This window comes from Pseudomonas sp. URIL14HWK12:I6 (assembly GCF_000514195.1).
GTDB classification, from domain to species: domain Bacteria; phylum Pseudomonadota; class Gammaproteobacteria; order Pseudomonadales; family Pseudomonadaceae; genus Aquipseudomonas; species Aquipseudomonas putida_A.
The window spans coordinates 142,894-168,876 of the sequence record NZ_AZVL01000012.1; the positions used below are offsets into that span (position 1 = coordinate 142,894).

Genomic DNA, 25,983 nt, shown 5'->3' on the forward strand with positions numbered 1-25,983 from the left:
CAGGACTACTTGTGGTAAGGGTGACCGGACAGCACGGTCCAGGCACGGTACAGCTGTTCGCCGATCAGGATCCGCACCAGCGGGTGTGGCAAGGTCAGCGGCGACAACGACCAGCGCTGATCGGCGCGGGCACAGACTTCCGGCGCCAGCCCTTCGGGGCCACCGACCATGAAATTGACCGTGCGCGAATCCAGCCGCCAACGGTCGAGTTCGACCGCCAGTTGCTCGGTGCTCCAGGGCTTGCCGTGGACTTCCAGCGTGACGATCCGCTCGTTCGGCCCGACCTTGGCCAGCATGGCTTCGCCTTCCTGGCGGATGAAACGGGCCACGTCGGCGTTCTTGCCACGGGTATTGAGCGGAATTTCCACCAGTTCCAGCGCCAGCTCGGACGGAAGACGCCTGGCATATTCATGCCAGCCTTCTTCCACCCACTTGGGCATGCGTGAACCGACGGCGATCAGTCGCAGTCGCACAGCAATCCCTTACAGCTGGTCTTTGTTGAGCTTGGTGAAATGCTCGTGGGTGTTTTCCGGGCTGTGGTGCTTGGCGTCTGCCGCACGGCTTTGCTCGGCACCGGCCCACAGGCGTTCCAGGTCGTAGAACTGACGCGCCGAGGCAGTCATCATGTGCACGATCACCAGGTCCAGGTCGAGCAGCACCCAGTCGCTGTCGCCCTTGCCTTCTTCGCCCAGCGGCTTGGCGCCCTGCTTTTTGACTTCTTCACGGACCTTGTCCAGCATCGCGTTGATCTGGCGATTGGACGTACCGGTGGCGATGATCATGTAGTCGGTGATGCTCTGCTTGTCGCGCACATCGATGATCTGGATGTCTTGTGCCTTGACGTCTTCCAGAGCTGCCACGGCAACCTTGACCAGCTCGTCGCCCTTGAGCGGCTCGTTGGTGTTGGCGACTTCCGGCAGCGGTGCGCTCTTGAACGTGCCTTTGCGCTTAACTTTGCTTACGTCTTTGTCAGTCATATAAAACTCGTTTTGCTCGTATATTCGGCGGCTTGGCGATACGTGGATTCGTATCAGTGAAGCACGCCTTGTTCAGTTCGACGCACGGTACAGACCGTGCGCATCGATGTAGGCCAGGACCGCGTCGGGCACCAGGAAACGTACCGACTTACCGCTGGCCAGCAGTTGACGGATCTGGGTGGCGGAAACCGCGAGCGGTGTCTGCCAGACGAATGCAATCTGTCCGCTCGGCCCTTTCAGGGCCAGCGGGTCGCTCACCGAACGCGCTGCCAGCAGGTTGCGCAAGGCATCCGGCGGTTCGCTGTCGGCGTCCGGGCGCTGTAGCACCAGGATGTGGCAATGCTGGAGCAACTCTTCCCAGCGATGCCAAGTGGGCAGGCCGCAAAATGCGTCCCAGCCCAAAAGCAGAAAAACCTGGGTCTCGGCGGCCATTTCGGCACGCATCAACTCCAGGGTATCAATGGTGTAAGACGGCTTGTCCCGCTGCAATTCGCGGGCGTCCACCACCAGCGGCGGCACTCCGGCCACCGCGCACTCAACCATTGCCAACCGATCCTGCGCCGACACCTGCGGCGTATCGCGGTGCGGCGGCCGGGCGCTGGGCATCATGCGCAGCTCGTCGAGCAGCAGCGCTTCGGCGACTTCCAGCGCACCACGCAAATGGCCGATGTGCACCGGGTCGAACGTGCCGCCCAGTACGCCGATGCGCCGGGGTCGGAGTTCGCCGTCAGGCAGCGGCGCTGTCAAGTCGAGGTCGGTCAAGTCAGACCGTCGCCTGGCCGCGCAACTGGCCATCACCGACCACGATGTACTTCTCGCAGGTCAGTCCTTCGAGGCCCACCGGGCCGCGGGCGTGCAGCTTATCAGTAGAAATGCCGATCTCGGCACCCAATCCGTATTCGAATCCATCGGCGAAGCAGGTCGGGGTGTTGATCATCACCGACGCCGAGTCGACTTCCGCGACGAAACGCCGGGTGTCGGCGAGGTTTTCGCTGACGATCGAGTCGGTGTGATGCGAGCCGTAATGGTTGATGTGTTCGATGGCCTGATCCAGTCCGTCGACCACACGGATCGACAGGATCGGCGCCAGATACTCGGTGCTCCAGTCGTCTTCGCTGGCCGCTACCACGTCGATGATCGCCCGGGTGCGTTCGCAGCCACGCAGCTCGACGCCTTTCTCGCGGAACTGGGCAGCCATCGACGGCAGGAAATCCTTCGCAACACTTTGATCAACCAGCAAGGTCTCCATCGCGCCACAGATGCCATAACGGTAAGTCTTGGCATTGAAGGCGATGCGCTGGGCTTTGGCCAGATCGGCGTGCTCGCTGACAAATACGTGGCAGATACCGTCCAGGTGCTTGATCACCGGCACCCGGGCATCACGGCTGATACGTTCGATCAGGCCACGGCCACCGCGCGGCACGATCACGTCGACATACTCGGGCATGCTGATCATCGCGCCGACGGCGGCACGGTCGGTGGTTTCGACCACTTGCACCACGGCTGCCGGCAATTCGGCCTCGGCCAGACCGCGCTGAATGCACGCGGCAATCGCCCGGTTGGAATGAATCGCCTCGGAGCCACCGCGCAGGATGGTCGCGTTACCGGACTTCAGGCACAGGCTGGCGGCATCGATGGTCACGTTGGGCCGGGATTCGTAGATGATCCCGATCACACCCAGCGGTACGCGCATCTTGCCGACCTGAATCCCGGACGGGCGGAAGCTCATGTCACGGATCGCACCGACCGGATCGGGCAGTGCCGCCACCTGACGCAGGCCGACGATCATGCCGTCGATGCGCGCCGGGGTCAGTTCCAGACGCTCCAGCAAGGCCGGCTCCAGACCGTTGGCGCGACCAGCCGCCAGATCCTGTTCATTGGCTGCGGCCAGCTCGGCGCGAGCAGCGTCCAGCGCATTGGCAGCAGCCTGCAAGGCGCGGTTTTTCTGCGCGGTGCTGGCACGGCCGATGACCCGGGAAGCTTCGCGGGCGGCGCGACCCAATCGGGTCATGTAGTCAAGAACGGACTCAGTCATGGTCTGCTGGGGTCTTGGCAAAGAGGAAAGCGGCAGATTATAGCTGTCGCGTCCCGGGACTAACAGCGGTGACAGGCGGATGGTCGAAATGGACTGCAATTTGCCGACGTTCAGCCGTAATTAAGCCGCGGATTGTTATCATCACGACCTCCTTCGCCTGGATAAACACCGTTTGCCATGTCCAACCTGACCGATCGCGCCATCGCCGAGCGCCTGCCACTGGGCCTCCCGGACGCTTTTTTCGACCGTGACGCGCAAGTGCTGGCCCGCGATCTGCTCGGCAAAGTCATCCGCCACCGGGTCGGCGATCTGTGGCTCAGCGCCCGGATCATCGAAACCGAAGCCTATTACTGCGCGGAAAAAGGCAGTCATGCATCGCTCGGCTACACGGAAAAACGTAAGGCTTTGTTTCTGGATGGCGGGCACATCTATATGTATTACGCCCGCGGTGGCGATTCGCTGAACTTCAGCGCTCAGGGGCCCGGCAATGCGGTGCTGATCAAGTCCGCCTACCCGTGGGTCGATGAAATCAGTGGGCCGGCGAGTCTGGCGCAGATGCTGCTGAACAACCCCGATGCCCAAGGCCGGCCGCGCCCTTCGCAAAAGCTTTGCGCCGGGCAGACGCTGCTGTGCAAGGCGCTGGGGTTGAAGGTGCCGATGTGGGACGCCAAGCGTTTCGATCACGAGCTGATGCTGGTGGAAGACACCGGGCCGGCGCCGACCCAGATTATCCAGACCACCCGCCTGGGCATCCCCCATGGCCGCGACGAACACCTGATGTACCGTTTCGTCGACGCCGCGTATGCCCAGTGGTGCACGCGGAACCCGCTGCGCCGGGGCCAGGTCGAAGGTCGCGATTATTTTTTGCTGTCCTGAAGTGACACAGGTTTTGAACCCAATGCGCCCGCTCCCACAGGGGTACTGAGTGATTGCTGAAATTTTGTGCAGCCTTCGGGACTTATTGAAGATTTGATGGAGTTGTGTGTATGGGCCCATGGCTCGATAGCGTGACCGGGTGGCTCGCCGCCAATCCGCAGTGGCTGGCCGCTGCGGTATTTATCGTCGCTTGCGTGGAGTGCCTGGCAATTGCCGGGCTGATCGTGCCCGGCACGGTGTTGCTGTTTGCCGTGGCCGTACTCGCCGGCAGCGGCGCACTGTCGTTGAGTGAAACCCTGCTGCTGGGCTTTCTCGGCGGGATACTCGGCGATGTGATCTCGTACTTCCTCGGCCGCCATTTCCATCAGAACATCCGCCGCCTGCCGGGACTGCGCCACCATCCGGAATGGATGGCCGGGGCCGAAACCTACTTCCAGCGTTACGGCATCGCCAGCCTGCTGGTCGGGCGCTTCATCGGCCCGTTGCGGCCGATGTTGCCGATGGTTGCCGGGATGTGCGACATGCCCTTCCCGCGTTTCGCCGCCGTCAGCCTGCTGGCCGCCGCTGGCTGGAGCGTCGCCTACCTGCTGCCGGGTTGGGCCACCGGCGCGGCGATCCGCTTGCCGCTGCCGGAAGGTTTCTGGCTGCAGGCCGGCATCGTTGCCGCCAGTATTGCGGTGATGGTCGGCATGAGCGTCAACAGCAGCTTGCGCCAGCATCGCCGGGCGACGATCTGGATCAGCAGCATGAGCCTGATGATTCTGATCGGCCTGTTTATTGGCTATCCGTACCTGCACGCCCTCGACCAGGGCGTGATGACCCTGGTGCAGGAACATCGCCAGCCGATGCTCGATGAAATCGCAGTGACCTTCACCCTGATCGGTGAATTCCGCAATATGTTGATGTTCAGCGCCCTGCTCACCGGTCTGTTGCTGCTGTGCCGGCAATGGCGTCAGGCGATTTTTGCCGGCGGTACACTGCTGTGCACCGCGCTGCTCAATACCGTCACCAAACAGTTTTTCGCCCGGGTCCGCCCGGAAGTGCTGACCGATCCGCTGACCAGCTACAGCATGCCCAGCGGCCATGCCTCCGGTTCGTTTGCGCTGTTTCTGGTGCTGGCGGTTCTCGCCGGTCGCGGCCAACCGCCGCGCATGCGCCTGACCTGGCTGCTGCTCGGCTGTATTCCGGCGCTGTCGATTGCTTTGTCACGGGTTTATCTGGGGGCGCACTGGCCGACGGATATTCTGGCCGGCGCAATGCTGGCGGCATGCGTATGTGCGGCGGGCTTGTGGCTGAGTCAGCGCAAGGCGCCGCTCAATGCTATGCCGTTCAAGGTCTGGTGGCTGATTCTGCCGGCACTGCTGGTGCTGTTCAGCCTGTTCGTTCTGCGGCATCTGCCGGACACGATGTTGCGTTACGCCTACTGATACTTAGGCGAACAGCTCGCCCTGCAGCTCATCGAGCAGCGCCTGGATCGCATCCAGTCGCTGCTGCGGATCGTCGAGTTGCAGCAGGTCGATCTTGTCTTCTTCGGCGAACGGCAGCAGATACGCCAGCTGATTGGCCAGCGACTGCTGCCCCAACGCTTCGGTGCCCATGTTCAACGCCTCGACCATTGGGTGCTCGGCCAAGGCCTTGAGCAGCGCCACCAGATCGGCGTCTTCGTCCTGCAACGGTTGCTCCGGCTCATCGTCCAGCCACTCGACGTCGGCGAGGATCAACTGATCGCGCTGCACCTCTGTGCGCAACACCTGAAAACGCCGCCCGCCCTGCACCCGGATCCCCAGCAGACCGTTGTCCTGTTGCTGGAAATCGGTGATCCGCGCCTCGCAGCCGACCAGGGCAAAGCCCTCTGGCGCAACGCCGACTTCGTGGCCGTCAAGAATGCACACCACGCCGAAACCGCCACCCTGTTTCATGCAGCGGCCGATCATGTCCAGGTAGCGCGCCTCGAAGATCTGCAAGTCGAGGTTGCAGCCGGGGAACAGCACTGTGTTGAGCGGAAAAAGCGGCAGACTCATAGACATTTCCTTACACCACCATCGACACCGCCAACGGCAGGAACACCGCCGTGGCCACGCCCATCAGACTCATCGCCAGCGCCGCGAAGGCGCCGCACTCATCGCTTTCCTGCAACGCCACCGAAGTGCCGACCGCGTGCGCGGTCATGCCCAGCGCCATGCCGCGCGCCTCGGGGCTGTGCACGCCGAGCCGGGTCAGCAGCGCCGGGCCGAAGATCGCGCCGATCACCCCGGTGATCAGCACGAACACCGCCGCCAGCGCCGCCACGCCACCGATCTGCTCGGCCACCAGCATGGCAATTGGCGAGGTCACCGACTTCGGCGCCATGGTCATCAGAATCATGTGCTCGGCACCGAACCACCAGCCGAGCAACACGCCCATGCCCGTGGCGACCACGCCGCCTATCACCAGCGTAGTAAAAATCGGCCAGAACAATTGGCGGATGCGCTTTAGGTTGAGATACAACGGCACCGCCAGCGCCACCGTCGCCGGGCCCAGCAGAATGCTGAGGATTTCGGTGCTCTTGCGGTACTCGGCGTAGGTCAGGCCGCAGCCGACCAGCACGCCGATCACCACCAGCATCGAGACCAGCACCGGTTGCAGAAAGATCCAGCGGGTTTTCTCGAACGCCGCCAGTACCAGTTGATAGGCACCGAGGGTGATGCCGATGCCGAACAGCGGATGATGGATCACCGACGCCCAGGCACCTTGCCAATCGAAGAGCATCACGACTCCTCCGAGTGCGGCGCATGGCGCTTGACCAGCCGTTGCATCAGCACCCCGGCGAAGGCCATCGACAGGATCAACGACAGCACCAGCGCGCCGACAATCGCCCAGAAATCGGCGGCAATGTCGCTCGCATAAACCATCACGCCCACCGCCGGCGGCACCAGCAGCAACGGCAGATAGCGCAGCAGGCTGCCGGCCGCGAGGTTCAGCGGCTCGCCGACTTCACCGCGAATGATCAGGAACACCAGCGACAGCAGCAGACCGATGATCGGCCCCGGCAGCACCGGCAACAGCAAATGGTTGAGTGCCGTGCCGAGCAATTGGAACAGCACCAGCATGGTCAGGCCACGTAACAACATCAGACATCTCCCCCGGCAAGTCCTCGGCATTATAAGCACGGCAGCGCTATGGATCGGCATTCGCCAAAAGCATGGTCGGTTGACCGGAGCAAATCGCCATGTTGATCTACAGTGGTTCGCAGGGCGGTCAAATCCCCCACCTGAAAAACTATAAAACCGATGAACCCAAGGAGAGTCTCAATGCCCTATGTTCCCGTTGCAGAGCTCAAAGATTATGTCGGCAAGGAACTCGGACGTTCCGAATGGCTCACCATCGATCAGGAGCGCATCAACCTGTTCGCCGAAGCCACCGGGGATTATCAGTTCATCCATGTCGATCCGGTCAAAGCCGCGCAAACGCCTTTTGGCAGCACCATTGCCCACGGTTTCCTGTCGTTGTCGCTGATCCCGAAACTGATGGAAGACATCCTCGTGCTGCCGCAAGGCCTGAAGATGGTGGTCAATTACGGCCTGGACAGCGTGCGTTTCATCCAGCCGGTGAAGGTCAATTCAAAAGTGCGCCTGAAAGTCGATCTGGCCGAAGTGACCGAGAAAAAACCCGGTCAATGGCTGCTCAAGGCCACCGCAACGCTTGAGATAGAAGGCTCGGACAAACCGGCCTATATCGCCGAACCGCTGTCGCTCTGCTTCGTTTGAGTCACGGGATGCGAAACAGCGCACGCTGTTTCGCATCAGCGCTGTTTTCCCGGCTGTATAAGGTCACATAGCTGCGGCATACTCGGTCGCCTAATTGCCCGGATCCCGCTATGCGCCCACTCGCTTCTCTTGCACCCCTTGCCCTGACCCTGATGCTCACCGCGTGCGGCGACGGCGAATCGCTGTTGCCCCCGGATGCACGGCTGCCGGACGGCGGACGCTATCGCGGTGAACTGGTCAATGGCTTGCTGCAAGGCCAGGGCCGGGTCGACTACCCCAACGGCAGTTGGTACGCCGGGCAGTTCGACAAGGGCCAATGGCATGGCCAGGGCGAGTGGCACGGCAGCAACGGCGAGGTCTATCGCGGCCAGTTCCAGCAGGGCCTGTTCGATGGCCAGGGCAGCCTGACCACCAACGCCAGCAGTTACACCGGCGGTTTCAAGCAGGGCCGACGCGACGGCGAAGGCACCCTCAAGGAAAACGCCATGACCTACCGTGGCGAGTTCAAGGCTGACCAGTATTCCGGGCTGGGTCGTCTGGAAATGGACGACGGCAGTTCCTATCAGGGCCAGTTCGCCCACGGCAAACCCAACGGCGAAGGCCAGCGCGGCGACTCTAGCGGCAATACCTTCAGCGGCCACTTCGTCAACGGCCAGCTCGAAGGCAATGGCACGTTCAACAGTGCCGATGGCGACATCTATGTCGGCGGCTTCAAGAACAGCCAACTGCACGGCAAGGGCCGCTACGAGAACGCCGACGGCGACGTGTGGCTCGGCCAGTTCAAGGAAGGTGCGCTGACCGGCAAGGGCGAACTGATCGGTGCCGACGGCAGCCACTACATCGGCTACTTCAACGACTGGCGCTTCAGCGGCCAGGGCCGTTTGAGCCTGTCTGACGGCAGCTTCTACATCGGCGGGTTCGACGGCGACAGCTACGCCGGACGCGGCACTCTGGTGCTGACTGACGGCACCGTGCTCAGCGGCACGTGGATCAACGGCCAGCGCGTACGTGACGCCGACGGCAAGCTGTTGCCCGACACCCTCGAACTCGGCTTGCTGGCCCAAGGGCGTCTGCTCGATGACGCACTGGCCGCCGTGCCTGCCTCAACTCCGGCAGTCGAGCTGTACACCCTGACCCTCGGTGGCGACGGCAAGCAAAGCGTGTTCCTGCGCGAGTCCGATTACGTCGCCAACATGCTCACTACGCGTTTCGGCGCTTTTGGCCAGATTCGTCTGGCCAACCACCGCGAGCATCTCGCCGACCGGCCGATGGCCACCCGCGAAAACCTGCGCCGCGCCGCGCAGACCCTCGCTGAACGCAGCGGCCCGGAAGACCTGGTGTTCATCTACCTGACCAGCCACGGCACCGCCGAACACGAGCTGGTGCTCGATCAGCCGCGCATGGAGCTCGCCGATCTGCCCGCCGACGAACTCGCCGCCGTGCTCGCGCCACTGAAAAATCGCGACAAGGTGATCGTGATTTCATCGTGTTATTCCGGTGGTTTCATCCCCGCGCTGAAAGATGAGCGCACACTGATCATGACCGCCTCGCGTGCCGATCGCGTGTCGTTCGGTTGCTCGGAAGAAGCCAACTTCACCTACTTCGGCGACGCTCTGTTCGCTCAGGCCCTGAACCAGACCGACGATCTGGAGCAAGCCTTCAAACTGGCCAAGGCCACCGTCGCCGAGCGCGAACTGGCGGACAACTTCGAAGCCTCGGAGCCACAGATCTGGGCACCGAAAACCGTGCTGGCGCACTGGCAACTGCTGCGTAAACAGCAGGCAAGAAAAGCGTTGCAGAGTGCTGCATTGAACGACGGAGCAACAAACAGCAACTAAGCTGAACAGTATCAAGGGAGAAACACTATGTACTTGACGCCTCAGCACGTATTGCTTGCCGGAGCCACCGGACTGACCGGTGAACATCTGCTCGACCGTTTGCTCAACGAGCCGACGATCACCCGCGTGCTCGCCCCGTCCCGTCGTCCATTGGCGGAGCATCCGCACCTGGAAAACCCGGTGGGCGACCCACAGGCGTTTCTGCCGCAACTCAGTGGTCGCGTCGATATCGCCTATTGCTGCCTCGGCACCACCATCAAACAGGCGGGTTCCGAAGCCGCGTTCCGCGCGGTGGATCTGGACATGGTGGTGGCCTTCGCCAAACGTGCGCGGGAGATGGGCGCGCGGCACCTGATCGTGATCAGCGCGCTGGGCGCCGATCCGAAATCGTCGATTTTCTACAACCGGGTCAAAGGCGAGATGGAGCAGGCGTTGCGCGCGCAGGACTGGCCGCAACTGACCATCTGCCGACCATCGCTATTGCTGGGAGATCGCACCGAGCCGCGCTTGGGCGAACAACTGGCGGCGCCGTTCTCCAAACTGATTCCCGGCAAATATCGCGGCATCGAAGCCTGCCAACTGGCCCGGGCGATGTGGCGCCTGGCGTTGGAAGAACAGGATGGGGTGCGGATCGTCGAGTCGGATGAGCTGCGAAAGCTCGGCAAATAATCTATAGCGTCTGGAAGAAAGCTTTCGCGAGCAGGCTCGCTCCCACAATTGCACCGCGCTCTCCTGTGGGAGCGAGCCTGCTCGCGAATGGAGTGCGCAGCACTCCCCTACAACCCACCAGTCGCCTGAAACCCCACGCCAATCACGGTCAGCAAAGACAACGGCAACAGCAGCGTATCAAGCAACGCACTCGCCGGCAGGTCCACTCCCGGATAACTCGGCGCCTCAGCCCCGAAGCGGTCCATCGCACAGCACCCGCCATTCATCGCGTACAAATCCAGGCGTGTCCCGGAATACACCACCGGCGCCCCCAGCTTGGCCGCATCCAGCGTGCGCGCGGTGGCGCAGCCGGCCAGTTGCAGCGCCAGCGCAATCATCAACAGCTTATTCATCGCTGCTCAGATGATGCTCGCCCCAACGCGGCAGCATGTCCTGTGGAATGCCCAGCAGATTGAGAATCCGCGCCACGACGAAATCGATCAGGTCATCGATGGTCTGCGGCTGGTGATAGAAACCCGGCGAAGCCGGCAGGATGGTCACGCCCATGTTCGACAACTTGAGCATGTGTTCCAGATGAATGCTCGAATACGGTGCCTCGCGTGGCACCAGAATCAACTGGCGCCGCTCCTTCAAGGTGACGTCCGCCGCGCGCTCGATCAGGTTGTTGCACGCGCCCGTCGCAATCGCCGACAAGGTACCGGTGGAACACGGCACCACGACCATCGCCGCTGGTGCGCCGGAGCCCGAGGCTACCGGCGACATCCAGTCTTCCTTGCCGTACACGCGGATCTGCCCGGCGGCCGCCCCGGTGTACTCGGTGAGGAACGCCTGCATCATCTGCGGCTTGGGCGGCAGCGTGACATCGGTCTCGGTGGCCATCACCAGTTGCGCAGCCTTGGAGATCAGGAAGTGCACTTCGCGATCTTCCCGTACCAGGCAGTCGAGCAGGCGCAATCCATACTGCGCGCCGGACGCGCCGGTCATCGCCAGCGTGATGCGTTCCGGGCCGCCGCTCTGGGCAAAAGTGTTCATTGCAGTGCCTCGGCGAGTTTGCCGTGCAGACCGCCAAAGCCACCGTTGCTCATGATCACCACGTGAGTGCCGGGCTGGGCCTGGCTCTTCACGCGTTCGATGATGCCTTCTAGCGAATCGCTGACAATCGACGGCACGCTGCACAGTGCGGCAGTGGCGCCCAGATCCCAACCGAGGTTGGCCGGGGCGTACCAGATCACCTGATCGGCATCGACTACGCTGTCCGGCAGACCGTCACGGTGTGCGCCGAGCTTCATCGAGTTGGAGCGCGGCTCGATGATCGCGATCAGCGGTGCGTCGCCGATGCGCTTGCGCAAGCCATCGAGGGTGGTGGCAATGGCGGTCGGGTGGTGGGCGAAGTCGTCGTAGATGGTGATGCCGCGTACTTCGGCGACTTTCTCCATCCGGCGTTTGACGTTCTTGAATGCGCTCAACCCGGCGATGCCCATCGCTGGCACCACACCGACATGCCGCGCCGCTGCCAGCGCAGCCAAGGCGTTGGCGACGTTGTGCTGACCGGTCAACTCCCATTCGACCGTGCCCTGGGACACGCCTTCGAACATTACTTCGAACGCCGAGCCATCGTCTTTGAGCAACTTGACCTGCCACTGACCGCCGACGCCGGTGGTCTGCACCGGGGTCCAGCAGCCCATTTCGATCACGCGCTGCAAGGCCGGTTCGGTGGTCGGGTGGATCACCAGACCTTCGCTCGGAATAGTCCGCACCAAGTGGTGGAACTGCCGCTCGATCGCCGGCAGATCGGGGAAGATGTCGGCGTGATCGAACTCAAGGTTGTTGAGGATCGCGGTACGCGGACGGTAGTGGACGAACTTCGAACGCTTATCGAAAAACGCGCTGTCGTACTCGTCGGCCTCGATCACGAAGAACGGCGTGCCGCCCAGACGTGCGGACACCGAGAAATTCTGCGGCACCCCGCCGATCAGGAACCCCGGGCTCATCCCGGCATGTTCCAGCACCCAGGCGAGCATGCTGCTGGTGGTGGTCTTGCCGTGCGTGCCGGCAACCGCCAGCACCCAGCGCCCTTGCAGCACGTGATCGGCCAGCCATTGCGGGCCGGATACGTACGGCAGGCCTTTGTTCAGCACATATTCCACCGCTGGGTTGCCGCGGGACATGGCGTTGCCGATCACCACCAGATCCGGTGCCGGATCGAGCTGGGCCGGGTCGTAGCCCTGGGTCAACTGAATGCCCTGGGCCTCAAGCTGCGTGCTCATCGGCGGATAGACGTTGGCGTCGGAGCCGGTCACGTGATGGCCCAGCTCTTTGGCCAGAACCGCCATCGAGCCCATGAAAGTCCCGCAGATACCCAGAATATGAATGTGCATAGTCGACCTCGTAAAACATGGCCGCAGGTTAGCGCAGGGAGGGGGAAATCGCACCTTGTGTTTCGCCTTTGCCGACGCCTTCGCGAGCAGGCTCGCTCCCACAAGATAGGCGCTAACCCTGTGGGAGCGAGCCTGCTCGCGAACGGTGCGGCGCGGTTTAACGGGTGATCGCGTGTTTACGCAGCTTTCTGTAGAGCGTATTACGGCTGACCCCGAGCTGCTGCGCGGTCTGGGTCATATGCCAGCGCGTTTGCTCCAGCACATCGAGCAACGCCAGACGTTCAGCGTCTTCCAGCGGATGCTCGGACTCAACCGACTTCAGCTCCAGCGTTGGCCGCCCCTGCCGAATCATCGCCGGCAAATCCTCCAGCCCGATTCGCCCTTCATCACACAATGCCGCCAATGTGCGCAAGACATTGCGCAACTGCCGAACGTTGCCCGGCCAGTTGAAGGCCAGCAACGCCTGACGCGCCGGTTCGTCGATCACAATTGTTTCGCCGCCGGCCTCCTCGGCCAGCAGGAAATCCAGCAACTGCGATTTATCACTGCGTTCGCGCAACGTCGGTAGCGCAACTTCGAGGCCATTGAGCCGGTAATACAGATCTTCGCGGAAGCTGCCGCCTTCGACCCGTTCCAGCAGATTGCGGTGAGTGGCGCTGATGATCCGCACGTTGACCGCCTCCGGCTCGCCGCCAATCGGCACCACCTGCCGGTCTTCCAGCACCCGCAACAACCGGGTTTGCAGCGCCAGCGGCATGTCGCCGATTTCATCGAGGAACAACGTGCCGCCATCGGCCTGCTGCAGCTTGCCGCGCATGCCGTCCTTGCGCGCGCCGGTGAAACTGCCGCCGCGATAACCGAACAGCTCGCTCTCGATCAGGCTTTCCGGGATCGCCGCGCAATTGAGGGCGACGAAGGCTTTGTTGGCGCGCTGGCTGGCGTGATGCACAGCCTTGGCAAAGGCTTCCTTGCCGGAGCCGGTTTCGCCATTGATCAGCAGCGGCACGTCGCGTTCGAACACCCGCAGCGCCTTGCGGAAATCCGCTTGCAGCGCCGTGTCGCCGAGGCAAATGCCCGCCAGCGCTTGCGGCTTGGCCACGACCGGAGCCGGCAGGATCGGTGCCGGCTTGCGCGATTCGCCGCGCAACAAGGCAAACAGATGCCGTCCGTCGCGGGTGCGCAGCGGCCAACTGGCGCTGGCATTGGCGCTGGCCCGACCGAGCAGCTCATCCAGCGAACAATCGAAAAACGCTTCCACCGGTTTGCCGAGCAAACCACCGCGAATATGCCCGAGCAGGTTCAGCGCACTCTGGTTGACCGCACTGATCCGCCCTTCCCCGTCAAACGCCAGCAGCCCTTCGCTGAACAAGCCGACGGACTCGGCCTGCAAGTGAAAACGCAGCAGCCACTGGTTATCAAAGCAGCGCAGGAAATAGCAGCTCTCGATCATCTTCGCCGACAGGTTGACCAGCGCCATGGTGTGGAACTGGCTCTGCCGCGAGACATCGTGGCGCGCCGAGGACACGTCGAGCACCGCCAGCAGTTCGCCGTGCGGGTCGAACACCGGGCTCGCCGAGCAGGTCAGGCCGGTGTGGCGGCCGCGAAAGTGTTCGTCCTGATGGATGGTCAGTGCCTGGCGCTCGACCAGACAGGTGCCGATGCCGTTGGTGCCTTCGCAGGCTTCGCTCCAGTCGGCGCCGAGCCAGAGACCGGCGCGTTCGAAAATCTTGCGCTCGGCCGGCGCGGTGACGCAGTTGAGGATCACCCCGCGCGCGTCGGTCAGCAGCACCGCATGACCGGCGCCGGAGAGTTGTTGATGCAGGCTGCTCATTTCATTACCGGCGATCTGCAACACCTGTTGCAGGCGTTCGCGGCTTTCAAGCACGCGCCCGTGTTCGAGCACGGTGGGCGCCATGGTCAGGGCCGGATCGAGGTGATAGTCCTCAAGACAGCGCAGCCACGAGCGGGCAATCGACGGATCGGCACCGGGCCCGTGCAGGTGCGGCTTGCCCTGACTGACGGTGAGAACCTGCTGGGCATGGCGACTCAAATGGTTGTCGTGCATTTCTTATTATTCTCCCCGAGGCTCGATGGCCCAATGCTGAGGTGAGGCCCAGCATCCTCCAGCCGCCCCGGCATTGCAATGCTGGCAAGACCAGCCGGTCAGTGGCTGTGCCAAAAGCGGTACAAACTGTCACCCCCTCTGTACCGAAACCATCACAGGCTGCGTCCGCCCGTCCGACACAAACCGCGCAAAGCCTTGATTTGCCTGCCCTGCACGGCAGTGGCCCGACCTTTGCTCTACGCTTATAGCAAGCGCACTTGCGCGTTTCTCTAATAAGTACAAAGCCAAGGAGAACAACATCATGCGTTACGCTCACCCCGGTACTGAAGGCGCCAAAGTCTCGTTCAAGAGCAAGTACGGTAACTACATCGGCGGCGAGTTCGTCGCACCTGTCAAAGGTCAGTACTTCACCAACACCTCGCCAGTGAATGGCCAGCCAATTGCCGAATTCCCTCGCTCCACTGCCGAAGACATCGACAAGGCACTGGACGCCGCCCACGCCGCTGCCGATGCGTGGGGCGCGACCTCTGTGCAGGCGCGCTCGCTGATCCTGCTGAAAATCGCCGACCGCATCGAACAGAACCTCGAACTGCTGGCGATCACCGAAACCTGGGACAACGGCAAAGCCATCCGCGAGACCCTCAACGCCGACATCCCGCTGGCCGCCGACCATTTCCGCTACTTCGCCGGCTGCCTGCGCGCGCAGGAAGGAAGCGCTGCCGAAATCGACGGCAACACCGTGGCCTATCACATCCATGAACCGCTGGGTGTGGTCGGGCAGATCATCCCGTGGAACTTCCCGCTGCTGATGGCCGCGTGGAAACTCGCCCCGGCACTGGCCGCCGGCAACTGCGTGGTACTCAAGCCTGCCGAGCAAACCCCGCTGGGCATCTGCGTGCTGATGGAGCTGATCGGTGATCTGCTGCCACCGGGCGTGCTCAACGTGGTGCAAGGTTTCGGCAAAGAAGCCGGCGAAGCCCTGGCCACCAGCAAACGCATCGCCAAGATCGCTTTCACCGGTTCGACCCCGGTCGGCTCGCACATCATGAAATGCGCGGCCGAGAACATCATTCCGTCCACCGTGGAACTGGGCGGCAAGTCGCCGAACATCTTCTTCGAAGACATCATGCAGGCCGAACCGACCTTCATCGAGAAGGCTGCCGAAGGTCTGGTGCTGGCATTCTTCAATCAGGGCGAAGTCTGCACCTGCCCGTCCCGCGCACTGGTACAGGAATCGATCTACGACGAATTCATGCAAGTGGTGATGAAGAAAGTCCTGCAGATCAAACGCGGCGACCCGCTGGACACCGACACCATGGTTGGCGCGCAGGCGTCCGAGCAGCAATTCGACAAGATCCTTTCGTACCTGGAAATCGCCAAGGGTGAAGGCGCCGAGCTGCTGACCGGCGGCAAGGTGGAAAAACTCGAGGGCAATCTGGCAACCGGCTATTACATCCAGCCGACCCTGCTCAAGGGCACCAACAAAATGCGTGTGTTCCAGGAAGAAATCTTCGGCCCGGTGGTGAGCATCACCACCTTCAAGGACGAAGCCGAAGCCCTGGCCATCGCCAACGACACCGAGTTCGGCCTCGGCGCCGGTCTGTGGACCCGCGACATCAACCGCGCCTATCGCATGGGCCGCGCGATCAAGGCCGGTCGCGTATGGACCAACTGCTACCACCTGTACCCGGCGCACGCCGCGTTCGGCGGGTACAAGAAGTCCGGCGTCGGCCGTGAAACCCACAAGATGATGCTCGATCACTACCAGCAGACGAAAAACCTGCTGGTGAGCTACGACATCAATCCGTTGGGCTTCTTCTAAAACCCGGGGGCGATACAGATATTTCTGTGTCGCCCTTTCGACCGCTTTCGCGAGCAGGCTCGCTCCCACAGGGGAGTCGTGTCGCATCACATACACAGGCTCGGCACAAATCCACTGTGGGAGCGAGCCTGCTCGCGATGGCGTCCTCAATGACACAACACAAGGCCTGGCCGCTCTGGCACGGCCCTTGCGTACCCGTCATTCAGGTTTTGCACAAAAACTGCCGCTGCGTGAACAGCATCCATCCACCTCAACCACTGCACCCGAAAGTCCAACAGATCGAACAATAAAAAACAGAGAGGACTTATGACTTCCACCACACAGCTCAAACCCACACTCGGCACCCTGCACCTCTGGGGTATTGCCGTCGGCCTGGTGATTTCCGGCGAATACTTCGGCTGGAGTTACGGCTGGGGCACCGCGGGCACCCTCGGATTTCTGGTCACGGCGCTAATGGTCGCGACCATGTACACCTGCTTCATCTTCAGCTTCACCGAACTGACCACCGCGATTCCCCACGCAGGCGGACCGTTTGCCTACAGCCGCCGGGCGTTTGGCGAAAAAGGCGGGTTGATTGCCGGCATCGCCACGCTGATCGAATTCGTTTTTGCCCCACCGGCGATCGCCATGGCCATCGGCGCCTACCTCAACGTGCAGTACCCGGAGCTTGATCCGAAGGTCGCGGCGGTCGGCGCGTATTTCGTGTTCATGACCCTGAACATCCTCGGCGTCAGCATCGCCGCGACTTTTGAGCTGGTGGTCACCGTGCTGGCGGTCGCCGAACTGCTGGTGTTCATGGGCGTGGTCGCGCCGGGCTTTAGCTTCAGCAACTTCGTGCTCAACGGCTGGTCGGGTGCCAACGAGTTCACCCTGGGCTCGATCCCCGGAATCTTTGCCGCGATCCCGTTCGCGATCTGGTTCTTCCTCGCCATCGAAGGCGCGGCCATGGCCGCCGAAGAAGCGAAGGATCCGAAACGCACGATTCCCAAGGCCTACGTCAGCGGCATTCTGACCCTGGTGTTCCTTGCCATCGGCGTGATGGTGATGGCCGGCGGCGTCGGCGACTGGCGTCAACTGTCGAACATCAATGACCCGCTGCCGCAGGCGATGAAAGCGGTGGTCGGCAACAACTCATCTTGGATGCACATGTTGGTGTGGATCGGCCTGTTCGGCCTGGTGGCGAGTTTCCACGGGATCATCCTCGGCTACTCGCGACAGTTCTTCGCCCTCGCCCGCGCCGGTTATCTGCCGAAAAGCCTGGCCAAACTGTCGCGCTTCCAGACCCCGCATCGGGCGATTCTGGCTGGTGGTGTGATCGGTATCGCGGCGATTTACAGCGATGGACTGGTCAATCTGCAAGGCATGACCCTGACTGCTGCGATGATCACCATGTCGGTGTTCGGCGCAATCGTGATGTACATCATCAGCATGCTCAGCCTGTTCAGACTGCGTAAGACCGAGCCGAATCTGGAGCGCACCTTCCGCGCCCCGGGCTATCCGGTGGTGCCGGCCATTGCGCTGTTTCTGGCGGTGGTGTGCCTGATCGCGATGGCGTGGTTCAACACGCTGATCGGTTGTGTGTTCCTGGGCTTTATGGCCGCCGGCTACCTGTATTTCCAGCTGACCGCCAAGCAACGCTCAGAAGCGCCGGCAGACGCTATGCTCGAAGGTATCTAGTTGCACCGGCACCGGGCCTTTCGTCCGGTGCCCGCTATATAGAAGTGCATGAAGATCCAATGTGGGAGCGGGCTTGCTCGCGAAGGCGTCGTGTCATCCAACATCGATGTCGTCTGACACGACGCTTTCGCGAGCAAGCCCGCTCCCACAGGGAGACCGAGTTACCCACAGAATCAGGAGGACACCGCCCCATGGCCGCATTTGCCCATTCCGTCGGCGCCCAGACCTACCGCTTCGACAGCCTCAAGGACGTCATGGCCAAGGCCAGCCCGGCGCGCTCCGGTGACTTTCTGGCCGGCGTTGCCGCGCTCAATGACGGCGAACGCGTGGCTGCACAAATGGCGCTGGCCGACATCCCGCTCACGCATTTTTTGCAGGAAGCGCTGATTCCTTACGAGACCGATGAAGTCACCCGACTGATCATCGACACCCACGACAAACAAGCCTTTGCCGTGGTCAGCCACCTCACCGTAGGCGGCTTCCGCGACTGGCTGCTCAGCGACGCGGCGGACGAAACCAGCCTGCGCACCCTCGCCCCCGGTCTAACCCCGGAAATGGTCGCCGCCGTGTCGAAAATCATGCGCGTGCAGGATCTGGTGCTGGTGGCGCAGAAGATCCGCGTGGTCACAAAATTTCGCGGCACCCTCGGCCTGCGCGGGCGCTTGTCGACCCGGCTGCAACCGAACCATCCGACCGACGAGCCCTCCGGCATCGCCGCGAGCATTCTCGACGGTCTGCTGTACGGCAATGGCGACGCGATGATCGGGATCAACCCGGCCACCGACAGCATCGCCTCGATCTGCGCGATGCTGGAAATGCTCGACGCGATCATCCAGCGCTATGACATCCCGACCCAGGCCTGCGTGCTGACGCACGTCACCACCTCGATCGAGGCAATCAACCGGGGTGTGCCGCTGGATCTGGTGTTCCAGTCGATTGCCGGCACCGAAGCGGCCAACGCCAGTTTCGGCATCAACCTCAATGTATTGCAGGAAGGCTATGACGCCGGGCTGAGCCTCAAACGCGGCACCCTCGGACAGAACCTGATGTATTTCGAGACTGGTCAGGGCAGCGCGCTGTCGGCCAACGCCCACCACGGTGTCGACCAGCAGACCTGCGAAACCCGGGCCTATGCCGTGGCGCGGCACTTCAAGCCGTTTCTGGTGAACACCGTCGTAGGATTTATCGGCCCGGAATACCTCTACAACGGCAAACAGATCATCCGCGCCGGCCTCGAAGACCATTTCTGCGGCAAGTTGCTCGGCGTGCCGATGGGTTGCGACATCTGCTACACCAACCACGCCGAAGCCGATCAGGACGACATGGACACCCTGCTGACCCTGCTCGGTGTGGCCGGGATCAACTTCATCATGGGCATCCCCGGCTCCGACGACATCATGCTCAACTACCAGACCACCTCGTTTCACGACGCGCTCTACGCCCGTCAGACCTTGGGCCTGAAACCGGCGCCGGAGTTCGAGCAATGGCTGGCGAACATGGGCATTTTCACCCAGGCGAACGGCAAGGTTCGCTTTGGCAACAACCTGCCGCCGGCCTTCCGCCAGGCGCTGGCGCAACTGGGATGAGTGTGATGGAAAAACCGCCTGTCGACCCGCAAAACCCATGGTTGGAGCTGCGCCGCCTGACCCCGGCGCGCATCGCTCTGGGCCGTACCGGCACCAGCCTGCCAACCAGCGCCCAGCTGGATTTCCAGTTCGCCCACGCCCAGGCGCGGGATGCGGTGCATCTGCCGTTCGATCATGCCGGGCTCAGCGCGCAACTGAGCGAGCGCGGGCGCGAGACCTTGTTGCTGCACAGCGCGGCGACCGATCGCAACAGCTACCTGCAACGCCCGGATCTGGGGCGCAAGCTCAGCGACACCTCGGCGCAGAGCCTGCGGGATTACGCGCAGGCCAACCCCGGCGGGGTCGATCTGACGATTGTGGTGGCGGACGGTCTGTCGGCACTGGCGGTGCATCGGCATACCCTGCCGTTTCTGACCCGCCTGGAGGAGCAGATGAGCGCCGACGGCTGGTCGCTTGCCCCCGTGGTGTTGGTGGAGCAGGGTCGAGTGGCCATCGGTGACGAGATCGGTCAGTTGCTGGGTGCAAAAATGGTCGTGATGCTGATCGGAGAGCGTCCGGGCCTCAGCTCGCCCGACAGCCTCGGTTTATATTTCACCTACAATCCAAAAGTCGGGCTGACCGATGCCTACCGCAATTGCATCTCCAACGTGCGGCTTGAGGGCTTGAGCTACGGCATGGCGGCGCATCGCTTGCTGTATCTGATGCGCGAAGCCTGCCGGCGGCAGCTGTCGGGGGTCAATCTGAAGGACGAAGCACAGGTGCAGACGCTGGAGTCGGACGCCGGTGCGGACATGAAGGGAAATTTCCTGCTTGATCCGCCCACAACCTGAACCGTTTCCGCATTGCGTTTCTGCGCTGCTTTCAGGCAGGATCGACGCACGGCCGCAGGGTTTCCCATCGCCGTCAGAGCAGTTGAAGACAGCCACTTGAAGACGAGACCTATCATGCGGATTATTCAAGCGACCCTCGAACACCTGGATTTGTTGACCCCGTTGTTCGTCAAATATCGCGAGTTCTACGGTTCCCTGCCCTACCCGGATTCCTCCCGCGCGTTTCTCGAAAAACGCCTGCGTCGCAAGGAGTCGGTGATTTATCTGGCCCTGGCCGATGATGACGACAAGAAGCTCATGGGTTTCTGCCAGCTGTATCCAAGCTTTTCCTCGCTGTCGCTCAAGCGCGTGTGGATCCTCAACGACATCTATGTCGCCGAAGACGCCCGCCGCCAACTGGTGGCCGACAACCTGATCCGCACCGCGAAGAAAATGGCTAAGGAAACCCAGGCCGTGCGCATGCGCGTTTCCACCAGCAGCAACAACGAGGTGGCGCAGAAAACCTACGAATCCATCGGATTCAAGGAAGACACCGAGTTCAAGAACTACGTGCTGCCGATCAGCGACGAGCTCTGAAATCAAAAGATCGCAGCCTGCGGCAGCTCCTACAGGGATAACGCATTCCATGGTAGGAGCTGCCGCAGGCTGCGATCTTTTGATCTTTTATCAAACCCGAAGTCTGCCTGACATTTGTTCACACCCCGACATCCCTCGCTACAAAACCAACGCGCTTTTCACCTCTCAGACCGTATAATCCCGAGCTTTCCGGCTTGTAAGAAAAACTACACCCCGCTGTAGGCTTACACCCGAATCATCCGCACAGGCCTGCCGAGTCGGGCCGTCACCACAGGTGCCCCCATGGATTTCAACCCGCTCGACCTTATCCTGCATCTCGATGTGTACCTCGATTTGCTGGTCACCAACTACGGGCCGTGGATCTACGCGATTCTGTTCGCTGTCATCTTCTGTGAAACCGGTCTGGTGGTGATGCCGTTCCTGCCGGGTGATTCGCTGTTGTTCATCGCCGGTGCCGTGGCGGCGGGCGGTGGCATGGATCCGGTGCTGTTGGGCGGGCTGCTGATGCTCGCGGCGATCCTTGGCGATAGCACCAACTATGTGATTGGACGAACGGCGGGCGAAAAACTCTTCAGCAACCCGAATTCGAAAATCTTCCGTCGCGATTACCTGCAAAAAACCCACGATTTCTACGACAAGCACGGCGGCAAAACCGTGACCCTGGCGCGCTTCCTGCCGATCATCCGCACGTTTGCCCCGTTCGTCGCCGGCGTCGGGAAAATGCCCTACCCGCGTTTCTTCGCGTTCAGCGTGTTCGGCACCATCCTCTGGGTCGGCGGCCTGGTGACCCTGGGTTACTTCTTCGGCAACGTGCCGTTCATCAAGAAGAACCTGTCGTTGCTGGTGGTTGGCATCATCCTGCTGTCGCTGGTGCCGATGATCATCGGCGTGGTGCGCAGCCGTTTCGGCGGCTCCAGCTCCAAAGCCGAAACCCACTGATCCGATGTGGTCACTGAGCGCCTGGCGTCGCCGGCGCATTCTGGCCAGGCACCCGATTGCCGACGACCTCTGGCAACGGGTGCGCCATCACCTGAGCTTTCTCGATGGCATCAGCGCCGCCGAAGACCAATGGTTGCGTGAAGCCAGCGTGCTGTTCCTCGAAGAAAAACACCTGACCGCCCTGCCTGGTGTCGAACTGCATCAGGAACAGCGCCTGCTGCTCGCCGCGCAGGCCCAGTTGCCGCTGCTCAATCTGGGCGACTTGAACTGGTATCAGGGGTTCCACGAAATCGTCCTCTACCCCGACGACTTTCTCAGCCCGCAACGGCATCGCGATGCCAGCGGCGTCGAGCACGAGTGGGACGGTGAACACAGCGGCGAAGCCTGGCAACAGGGCCCGATCATCCTCGCCTGGCCAGGCGTGATGGCCAGTGGGGGCTGGGAAGGTTACAACCTGGTGATCCACGAACTGGCGCACAAACTCGACATGCTCAACGGCGACGCCAACGGTCTGCCGCCACTGCACGCCGACATGCGCGTCAGCGACTGGGCCGAAGTCATGCAGCACGCCTACGACGACCTCAACCGCCAGCTCGACCGCAACCCCGACGCCGAAACCGCCATCGACCCGTACGCCGCGGAGAACCCGGCGGAGTTCTTTGCGGTCACCAGCGAATACTTCTTTAGCGCTCCGGATCTGCTGCACGCGGCTTATCCACAGGTCTACTTGCAACTGCAGCTTTTCTACCGGCAGGATCCGTTGGGCAGGCTGCGGCAACTTCAGGCCACAGACCCGGTCTATCAGGCGCACGAGTAAGCGCTGCACGACTTCTGGTACGTGGCGTCGACGTAGGAATATGCCTATAATCGCCGCCACTTTTTGGTCAATCCGGCCAAGTGTTTTTGGTCAACTACGGGGGCAACGCCCAATGAGCTACAGCAAGATTCCGGCTGGCAAAGACCTGCCGAACGACATCTACGTCGCGATCGAGATCCCGGCCAACCACGCGCCGATCAAATACGAAATCGACAAAGACAGCGATTGCCTGTTCGTTGACCGTTTCATGGCCACCCCAATGTTCTACCCGGCCAACTACGGTTACATCCCGAACACCCTGGCTGACGACGGTGATCCCCTCGACGTGCTGGTTGTGACCCCTTACCCGGTTGCTCCAGGCTCGGTGATCCGCGCGCGTCCAGTCGGCATCCTGAACATGACCGACGACGGCGGCGGCGATGCCAAAGTCATCGCAGTCCCACACGACAAGCTGTCCCAGCTGTACGTCGACGTGAAGGAATACACCGACCTGCCACCGCTGCTGATCCAGCAGATCGAGCACTTCTTCACGAACTACAAGGATCTCGAAAAAGGCAAGTGGGTCAAGATCGAAGGCTGGGCTGGCGCTGATGCCGCTCGCGACGCGATCACCAAGTCGGTTGCTGCCTACAAGGGCTAAGCGCCGGCTGGCTGCATGACGCTTGAAGAAAACCCCGGTTGATCCGGGGTTTTTTGTGCCTGAGAAACGCCGCTTTAAACAGTGTGTTTATTGCGGACTACAGAAAAGTTTCGAAGTGAGTGATTTCCCACAAGCACGGCTTACATCCAGTCGCAAAATACAGGCTTTTTTTGAACAGCCGGTTTATTCAAACCGCTCTGGCACGGCCGTAGACTCGGTGTTTATGAGAAAGAACACTAGCGGTCCAAGATTCAAGGCACTCCTGGAAGCAGCGAACATCACCACCACGGGATTCGCAAAGTTCTGGGGCACGGAAGCCCAAAACATTCATAACTGGTACACCCGGGGCGTCCCGGCGTATCGCATGGAGGAAGTCTCGCGCCTGCTCTCGGTCAACAGCGAGTGGCTGAAAACCGGCGAAGGCAGCAAAGAGTCACCCCGCCTGCAAACGCCTGCCAGCAACGGCGACACCTTCGACGCGCAGTCCGTCAACGGCGTCTATTCCATCATCAACCCCAACGACATCGAACTGCCGTTTTTCAAGGAAACACCGCTCAGCGCCGGCGCCGACAAAACACACGTCATCCTCGACCCCGAGCAGACCGTCCGCCTGCCCCGGGCCCATCTCGCCCAACTGGAAATCCGCCCAAGCGACGCCATCTGCGCGCACATGATCGGCAACAGCATGGCCGAGCGCATCGAAGACGGCTCCATCGTCGGCATCGACCGCGGCCTGACCCAGGTGGTCGACGGCGAAATCTACGCCATCGAACACGACGGCATGCTGCGCATCAAATACCTGCACCGCATGCCCGGCAACGCCCTGCGCCTGCGCAGCCACAACAGCGCCGAATACCCGGACGAAATCTTCCGCGCAGCGCAGATCGATGAGCAGCGGATCCATATTCTGGGCTGGGTATTCTGGTGGTCGACCCTGGGCAAACGCCGGCCGGTGGTACCGTTTCTCTGATCGGATACGGATCTTCAACCCTGCACCAAACCCTGTGGGAGCGAGCCTGCTCGCGGAGAGGCCCCGAAAATCAGTACAAATTGCGAATTTTGCCCCCCGCGGTGGCTCTATTCCGCAGTTGAGGCTGGGAATCCCCAACAAAACTCAGTATCCTGCGCCCCACATTTGCGCATCGCCCCGCTCCCGCGGCTCAGATGACGCCTGACGCGGCAGACCAACGTCTGACCAAGTCCCACAGCCGGACGCAGATCCGGGTGTACGTTTTGAAGGCTGACGCGGTTTACCAAAAATAAACCAAGCCAGTCCCCGAGAAGCCGGCCACAAGCCGGCTTTTTAATGCCTGCCTGAAAGCAACGTTATCTTGACGAGCTCGACAGATTAACCGGGCAGCACCCGCCACTCAGGCATCGCAATAAGCCATTAGCACATCCGCCCTAATTGCCCCGCGCCCAACCTCACCACTAAATTTCCATTCTGTTTTTGTGCATTACAAAAGCGCCAAGGAATGGAGCAACACCATGTCGTCGTTTTTCAAACTCAATCAATCCGTTGTTCTACTGACCGCACTCCTGACCGCTACCTCTTCAGCCATGGCAGAGGAGCAGAAGCTCGTCGGTGACTGGTGGATCATTTACGGCAACGGTGTTCCCCACAAGAACATCATGTATGTCGCCGACAGCACTTCAGTCGTGCCGTCGAAGCAGACCAAGGGGGCCAAGTTGGTCGCCGTGACGCTGGTGTATGAGGAACCCGGCAAACCGATGATCGATGCCTACAACCTCGAAGTTCAGTGTTCGACGAACAAGGTCCGAATGCTCAATGGCCAGTCGGTTGATCGCATCGCCTACATGATGCGCAACCTGAAAGTTAATGACCAATGGCAGCAGCCGAAAGAGTTCTGGGTGCAGCGCACCAGCGAGTTCGTTTGCTCACCTGCCAAAAAGGACATGATCGCGCTGGGCAAGATGGAGTACTTGCAGATGATTCAGGGCCTGCAGCAGATGTTCTTCAAACTGGCGCCGATTCAGGAGAAAGGCCAGATGATGGATAACCTCGACTCGATCCTGGGCAACAAGTAAGCGGCGGGAATTACGATGAACCCATGGACTAAAACGTTATTGGCGCTGCTGATAACGCCCGCTGTTTTGCTGATCAATGGTTGCCACTTGATTGCCCAGTCGCGCTGGGAAGGACGCGATGTGCAGGAAGCGCTCGATCTGTTCGGCAAACCTGACTCGATGAAAAAACAGACCGGGGCCAACGGCGAGAATCTGGCTGTGCTCACCTGGTACAAATCGTCCAGTTGGACCACCACGGAAGCGGCCGGTACTTCAATGAATCACACCGGTAACGGCATGGTTTACACCGAGTACTACGAGACGGTCGGTCACAGTTCCGATTGCAAACTCGAAGCCACCGTCAACAAGGCGAAAAAGATCGTGCTGTTCAGGATCGAGGACGGAAAGATCATTCACGGCAAGTGCATCAACGTGCCGTTCGTGCCTGGTTACATTCCGCCTGGTTTCTAGTGCAACCCTGAGC

General features: G+C 61.4%; 27 protein-coding genes. 16 read left to right on the forward strand and 11 right to left on the reverse strand.

Features of this window, described 5'->3' with window-relative positions; translation table 11 throughout:
- Nucleotides 1-5 precede the first annotated feature (5 nt).
- The 4 genes from rlmH to H043_RS0117355 form a co-directional block, all read right to left on the reverse strand.
- Nucleotides 6-473 carry a 23S rRNA (pseudouridine(1915)-N(3))-methyltransferase RlmH gene (gene rlmH, locus H043_RS0117340; RefSeq protein WP_027612898.1) on the reverse strand — a complete coding sequence of 156 codons (468 nt, stop codon included), beginning with the start codon at nt 471-473 and terminating at the stop codon, nt 6-8.
- Between the two features lie 9 nt (nt 474-482).
- Nucleotides 483-977 (reverse strand): ribosome silencing factor, encoded by a 495-nt coding sequence (gene rsfS, locus H043_RS0117345; RefSeq protein ID WP_007960601.1) that lies wholly within the window; start codon nt 975-977, stop codon nt 483-485.
- Between the two features lie 72 nt (nt 978-1,049).
- Nucleotides 1,050-1,772 (reverse strand): nicotinate-nucleotide adenylyltransferase, encoded by a 723-nt coding sequence (gene nadD, locus H043_RS0117350; RefSeq protein WP_049827899.1) that lies wholly within the window; start codon nt 1,770-1,772, stop codon nt 1,050-1,052.
- Nucleotides 1,741-3,012 carry a glutamate-5-semialdehyde dehydrogenase gene (locus H043_RS0117355; RefSeq protein ID WP_027612900.1) on the reverse strand — a complete coding sequence of 424 codons (1,272 nt, stop codon included), beginning with the start codon at nt 3,010-3,012 and terminating at the stop codon, nt 1,741-1,743. The genes nadD and H043_RS0117355 overlap by 32 nt, the downstream gene beginning before the upstream one ends.
- 177 nt (nt 3,013-3,189) lie before the next feature.
- Here H043_RS0117355 and H043_RS0117360 point away from each other — a divergent pair, with 177 nt between their 5' ends.
- Together H043_RS0117360 and H043_RS0117365 are read left to right on the forward strand one after the other, a co-directional pair.
- Nucleotides 3,190-3,888, forward strand: a complete 699-nt coding sequence (locus tag H043_RS0117360; protein ID WP_027612901.1) for a DNA-3-methyladenine glycosylase — start codon at nt 3,190-3,192, stop codon at nt 3,886-3,888.
- Nucleotides 3,889-3,998: 110 nt separating this feature from the next.
- Nucleotides 3,999-5,315: a bifunctional DedA family/phosphatase PAP2 family protein gene (locus H043_RS0117365; protein ID WP_027612902.1), complete on the forward strand. Its 1,317-nt coding sequence runs from the start codon at nt 3,999-4,001 to the stop codon at nt 5,313-5,315.
- A gap of 3 nt (nt 5,316-5,318) precedes the next feature.
- Here the strand turns inward: H043_RS0117365 and H043_RS0117370 are convergent, their stop codons facing one another.
- The 3 genes from H043_RS0117370 to H043_RS0117380 are packed head-to-tail and all read right to left on the reverse strand — an operon-like array spanning nt 5,319 to nt 6,998.
- Nucleotides 5,319-5,909 carry an LON peptidase substrate-binding domain-containing protein gene (locus H043_RS0117370; RefSeq protein WP_007960613.1) on the reverse strand — a complete coding sequence of 197 codons (591 nt, stop codon included), beginning with the start codon at nt 5,907-5,909 and terminating at the stop codon, nt 5,319-5,321.
- 10 nt (nt 5,910-5,919) lie between these two features.
- On the reverse strand, nt 5,920-6,636 hold the full coding sequence (locus tag H043_RS0117375; RefSeq protein ID WP_027612903.1) for an LrgB family protein: 717 nt from the start codon (nt 6,634-6,636) through the stop codon (nt 5,920-5,922).
- Nucleotides 6,636-6,998 carry a CidA/LrgA family protein gene (locus tag H043_RS0117380; protein ID WP_027612904.1) on the reverse strand — a complete coding sequence of 121 codons (363 nt, stop codon included), beginning with the start codon at nt 6,996-6,998 and terminating at the stop codon, nt 6,636-6,638. The genes H043_RS0117375 and H043_RS0117380 overlap by 1 nt, the downstream gene beginning before the upstream one ends.
- Before the next feature lie 180 nt (nt 6,999-7,178).
- Between H043_RS0117380 and H043_RS0117385 the strand changes: the two genes are divergently transcribed.
- The 3 genes from H043_RS0117385 to H043_RS0117395 all read left to right on the forward strand — a co-directional run bounded on the left by H043_RS0117385 (nt 7,179) and on the right by H043_RS0117395 (nt 10,141).
- Complete coding sequence (locus tag H043_RS0117385) at nt 7,179-7,634, forward strand: MaoC family dehydratase (protein WP_003228575.1); 456 nt, start codon at nt 7,179-7,181, stop codon at nt 7,632-7,634.
- Between the two features lie 110 nt (nt 7,635-7,744).
- Nucleotides 7,745-9,472 carry a C13 family peptidase gene (locus H043_RS0117390; RefSeq protein ID WP_027612905.1) on the forward strand — a complete coding sequence of 576 codons (1,728 nt, stop codon included), beginning with the start codon at nt 7,745-7,747 and terminating at the stop codon, nt 9,470-9,472.
- A 27-nt stretch (nt 9,473-9,499) separates the two neighbouring features.
- Nucleotides 9,500-10,141: an oxidoreductase gene (locus tag H043_RS0117395; RefSeq protein WP_007968134.1), complete on the forward strand. Its 642-nt coding sequence runs from the start codon at nt 9,500-9,502 to the stop codon at nt 10,139-10,141.
- A gap of 107 nt (nt 10,142-10,248) precedes the next feature.
- Here the strand turns inward: H043_RS0117395 and H043_RS0117400 are convergent, their stop codons facing one another.
- The 4 genes from H043_RS0117400 to H043_RS0117415 all read right to left on the reverse strand — a co-directional run bounded on the left by H043_RS0117400 (nt 10,249) and on the right by H043_RS0117415 (nt 14,584).
- Entirely contained in the window at nt 10,249-10,533 is a 285-nt protein-coding gene (locus H043_RS0117400) for a YceK/YidQ family lipoprotein (protein WP_027612906.1), read from the reverse strand.
- The gene (gene ubiX / locus H043_RS0117405; protein WP_007968137.1) at nt 10,526-11,173 is read right to left on the reverse strand and encodes a flavin prenyltransferase UbiX; all 648 of its coding nucleotides are present in this window, start codon (nt 11,171-11,173) and stop codon (nt 10,526-10,528) included. Before ubiX ends, H043_RS0117400 begins: the two co-directional genes overlap by 8 nt.
- Nucleotides 11,170-12,519: a UDP-N-acetylmuramate:L-alanyl-gamma-D-glutamyl-meso-diaminopimelate ligase gene (gene mpl, locus H043_RS0117410; RefSeq protein ID WP_027612907.1), complete on the reverse strand. Its 1,350-nt coding sequence runs from the start codon at nt 12,517-12,519 to the stop codon at nt 11,170-11,172. The genes ubiX and mpl overlap by 4 nt, the downstream gene beginning before the upstream one ends.
- A 157-nt stretch (nt 12,520-12,676) precedes the next feature.
- Complete coding sequence (locus H043_RS0117415; protein WP_027612908.1) at nt 12,677-14,584, reverse strand: sigma-54-dependent Fis family transcriptional regulator; 1,908 nt, start codon at nt 14,582-14,584, stop codon at nt 12,677-12,679.
- Between the two features lie 301 nt (nt 14,585-14,885).
- On the opposite strand from H043_RS0117415, the gene H043_RS0117420 reads away from it, so the two are divergent.
- From H043_RS0117420 to H043_RS0117470, 11 genes are all read left to right on the forward strand, one after another.
- A complete protein-coding gene (locus H043_RS0117420) occupies nt 14,886-16,406 on the forward strand; it encodes an aldehyde dehydrogenase family protein (protein ID WP_025108675.1) in 1,521 nt (506 codons plus the stop codon).
- Between the two features lie 306 nt (nt 16,407-16,712).
- Entirely contained in the window at nt 16,713-18,083 is a 1,371-nt protein-coding gene (gene eat, locus H043_RS0117425) for an ethanolamine permease (RefSeq protein ID WP_027612909.1), read from the forward strand.
- A gap of 191 nt (nt 18,084-18,274) precedes the next feature.
- Entirely contained in the window at nt 18,275-19,669 is a 1,395-nt protein-coding gene (locus H043_RS0117430) for an ethanolamine ammonia-lyase subunit EutB (RefSeq protein WP_027612910.1), read from the forward strand.
- Between the two features lie 5 nt (nt 19,670-19,674).
- A complete protein-coding gene (gene eutC, locus H043_RS0117435; protein ID WP_049827902.1) occupies nt 19,675-20,499 on the forward strand; it encodes an ethanolamine ammonia-lyase subunit EutC in 825 nt (274 codons plus the stop codon).
- 114 nt (nt 20,500-20,613) lie between these two features.
- Nucleotides 20,614-21,075 carry an N-acetyltransferase gene (locus H043_RS0117440; protein ID WP_003228592.1) on the forward strand — a complete coding sequence of 154 codons (462 nt, stop codon included), beginning with the start codon at nt 20,614-20,616 and terminating at the stop codon, nt 21,073-21,075.
- 282 nt (nt 21,076-21,357) lie between these two features.
- Nucleotides 21,358-22,014: a DedA family protein gene (locus H043_RS0117445; RefSeq protein ID WP_027612912.1), complete on the forward strand. Its 657-nt coding sequence runs from the start codon at nt 21,358-21,360 to the stop codon at nt 22,012-22,014.
- A gap of 4 nt (nt 22,015-22,018) precedes the next feature.
- On the forward strand, nt 22,019-22,831 hold the full coding sequence (locus tag H043_RS0117450) for a zinc-dependent peptidase (protein ID WP_027612913.1): 813 nt from the start codon (nt 22,019-22,021) through the stop codon (nt 22,829-22,831).
- Nucleotides 22,832-22,943: 112 nt separating this feature from the next.
- Nucleotides 22,944-23,471, forward strand: coding sequence for an inorganic diphosphatase (gene ppa / locus H043_RS0117455; RefSeq protein ID WP_027612914.1), 528 nt, complete (start codon nt 22,944-22,946; stop codon nt 23,469-23,471).
- 223 nt (nt 23,472-23,694) lie between these two features.
- The gene (locus H043_RS0117460; RefSeq protein WP_027612915.1) at nt 23,695-24,441 is read left to right on the forward strand and encodes a helix-turn-helix transcriptional regulator; all 747 of its coding nucleotides are present in this window, start codon (nt 23,695-23,697) and stop codon (nt 24,439-24,441) included.
- 518 nt (nt 24,442-24,959) lie between these two features.
- Entirely contained in the window at nt 24,960-25,520 is a 561-nt protein-coding gene (locus H043_RS0117465) for a hypothetical protein (RefSeq protein WP_027612916.1), read from the forward strand.
- A gap of 15 nt (nt 25,521-25,535) precedes the next feature.
- A complete protein-coding gene (locus H043_RS0117470; RefSeq protein WP_027612917.1) occupies nt 25,536-25,970 on the forward strand; it encodes a hypothetical protein in 435 nt (144 codons plus the stop codon).
- The last annotated feature ends 13 nt before the right edge of the window (nt 25,971-25,983 follow it).

Excerpts from the sequence above, each read along its gene's own strand:
- rsfS (WP_007960601.1), bottom strand. The coding sequence starts at position 977 with ATGACTGACAAAGACGTAAGCAAAGTTAAGCGCAAAGGCACGTTCAAG.
- eutC (WP_049827902.1), top strand. The coding sequence starts at position 19,675 with ATGGAAAAACCGCCTGTCGACCCGCAAAACCCATGGTTGGAGCTGCGC.
- H043_RS0117360 (WP_027612901.1), top strand. The coding sequence starts at position 3,190 with ATGTCCAACCTGACCGATCGCGCCATCGCCGAGCGCCTGCCACTGGGC.
- H043_RS0117440 (WP_003228592.1), top strand. The coding sequence starts at position 20,614 with ATGCGGATTATTCAAGCGACCCTCGAACACCTGGATTTGTTGACCCCG.
- H043_RS0117420 (WP_025108675.1), top strand. The coding sequence starts at position 14,886 with ATGCGTTACGCTCACCCCGGTACTGAAGGCGCCAAAGTCTCGTTCAAG.
- ubiX (WP_007968137.1), bottom strand. The coding sequence starts at position 11,173 with ATGAACACTTTTGCCCAGAGCGGCGGCCCGGAACGCATCACGCTGGCG.
- mpl (WP_027612907.1), bottom strand. The coding sequence starts at position 12,519 with ATGCACATTCATATTCTGGGTATCTGCGGGACTTTCATGGGCTCGATG.
- H043_RS0117450 (WP_027612913.1), top strand. The coding sequence starts at position 22,019 with ATGTGGTCACTGAGCGCCTGGCGTCGCCGGCGCATTCTGGCCAGGCAC.
- H043_RS0117470 (WP_027612917.1), top strand. The coding sequence starts at position 25,536 with ATGAACCCATGGACTAAAACGTTATTGGCGCTGCTGATAACGCCCGCT.
- H043_RS0117465 (WP_027612916.1), top strand. The coding sequence starts at position 24,960 with ATGTCGTCGTTTTTCAAACTCAATCAATCCGTTGTTCTACTGACCGCA.
- H043_RS0117430 (WP_027612910.1), top strand. The coding sequence starts at position 18,275 with ATGGCCGCATTTGCCCATTCCGTCGGCGCCCAGACCTACCGCTTCGAC.
- nadD (WP_049827899.1), bottom strand. The coding sequence starts at position 1,772 with ATGGCCAGTTGCGCGGCCAGGCGACGGTCTGACTTGACCGACCTCGAC.
- H043_RS0117395 (WP_007968134.1), top strand. The coding sequence starts at position 9,500 with ATGTACTTGACGCCTCAGCACGTATTGCTTGCCGGAGCCACCGGACTG.
- H043_RS0117370 (WP_007960613.1), bottom strand. The coding sequence starts at position 5,909 with ATGAGTCTGCCGCTTTTTCCGCTCAACACAGTGCTGTTCCCCGGCTGC.
- H043_RS0117415 (WP_027612908.1), bottom strand. The coding sequence starts at position 14,584 with ATGCACGACAACCATTTGAGTCGCCATGCCCAGCAGGTTCTCACCGTC.
- H043_RS0117380 (WP_027612904.1), bottom strand. The coding sequence starts at position 6,998 with ATGTTGTTACGTGGCCTGACCATGCTGGTGCTGTTCCAATTGCTCGGC.
- H043_RS0117400 (WP_027612906.1), bottom strand. The coding sequence starts at position 10,533 with ATGAATAAGCTGTTGATGATTGCGCTGGCGCTGCAACTGGCCGGCTGC.
- H043_RS0117460 (WP_027612915.1), top strand. The coding sequence starts at position 23,695 with ATGAGAAAGAACACTAGCGGTCCAAGATTCAAGGCACTCCTGGAAGCA.
- H043_RS0117385 (WP_003228575.1), top strand. The coding sequence starts at position 7,179 with ATGCCCTATGTTCCCGTTGCAGAGCTCAAAGATTATGTCGGCAAGGAA.
- H043_RS0117445 (WP_027612912.1), top strand. The coding sequence starts at position 21,358 with ATGGATTTCAACCCGCTCGACCTTATCCTGCATCTCGATGTGTACCTC.
- eat (WP_027612909.1), top strand. The coding sequence starts at position 16,713 with ATGACTTCCACCACACAGCTCAAACCCACACTCGGCACCCTGCACCTC.
- H043_RS0117390 (WP_027612905.1), top strand. The coding sequence starts at position 7,745 with ATGCGCCCACTCGCTTCTCTTGCACCCCTTGCCCTGACCCTGATGCTC.
- ppa (WP_027612914.1), top strand. The coding sequence starts at position 22,944 with ATGAGCTACAGCAAGATTCCGGCTGGCAAAGACCTGCCGAACGACATC.
- H043_RS0117375 (WP_027612903.1), bottom strand. The coding sequence starts at position 6,636 with ATGCTCTTCGATTGGCAAGGTGCCTGGGCGTCGGTGATCCATCATCCG.
- H043_RS0117365 (WP_027612902.1), top strand. The coding sequence starts at position 3,999 with ATGGGCCCATGGCTCGATAGCGTGACCGGGTGGCTCGCCGCCAATCCG.
- H043_RS0117355 (WP_027612900.1), bottom strand. The coding sequence starts at position 3,012 with ATGACTGAGTCCGTTCTTGACTACATGACCCGATTGGGTCGCGCCGCC.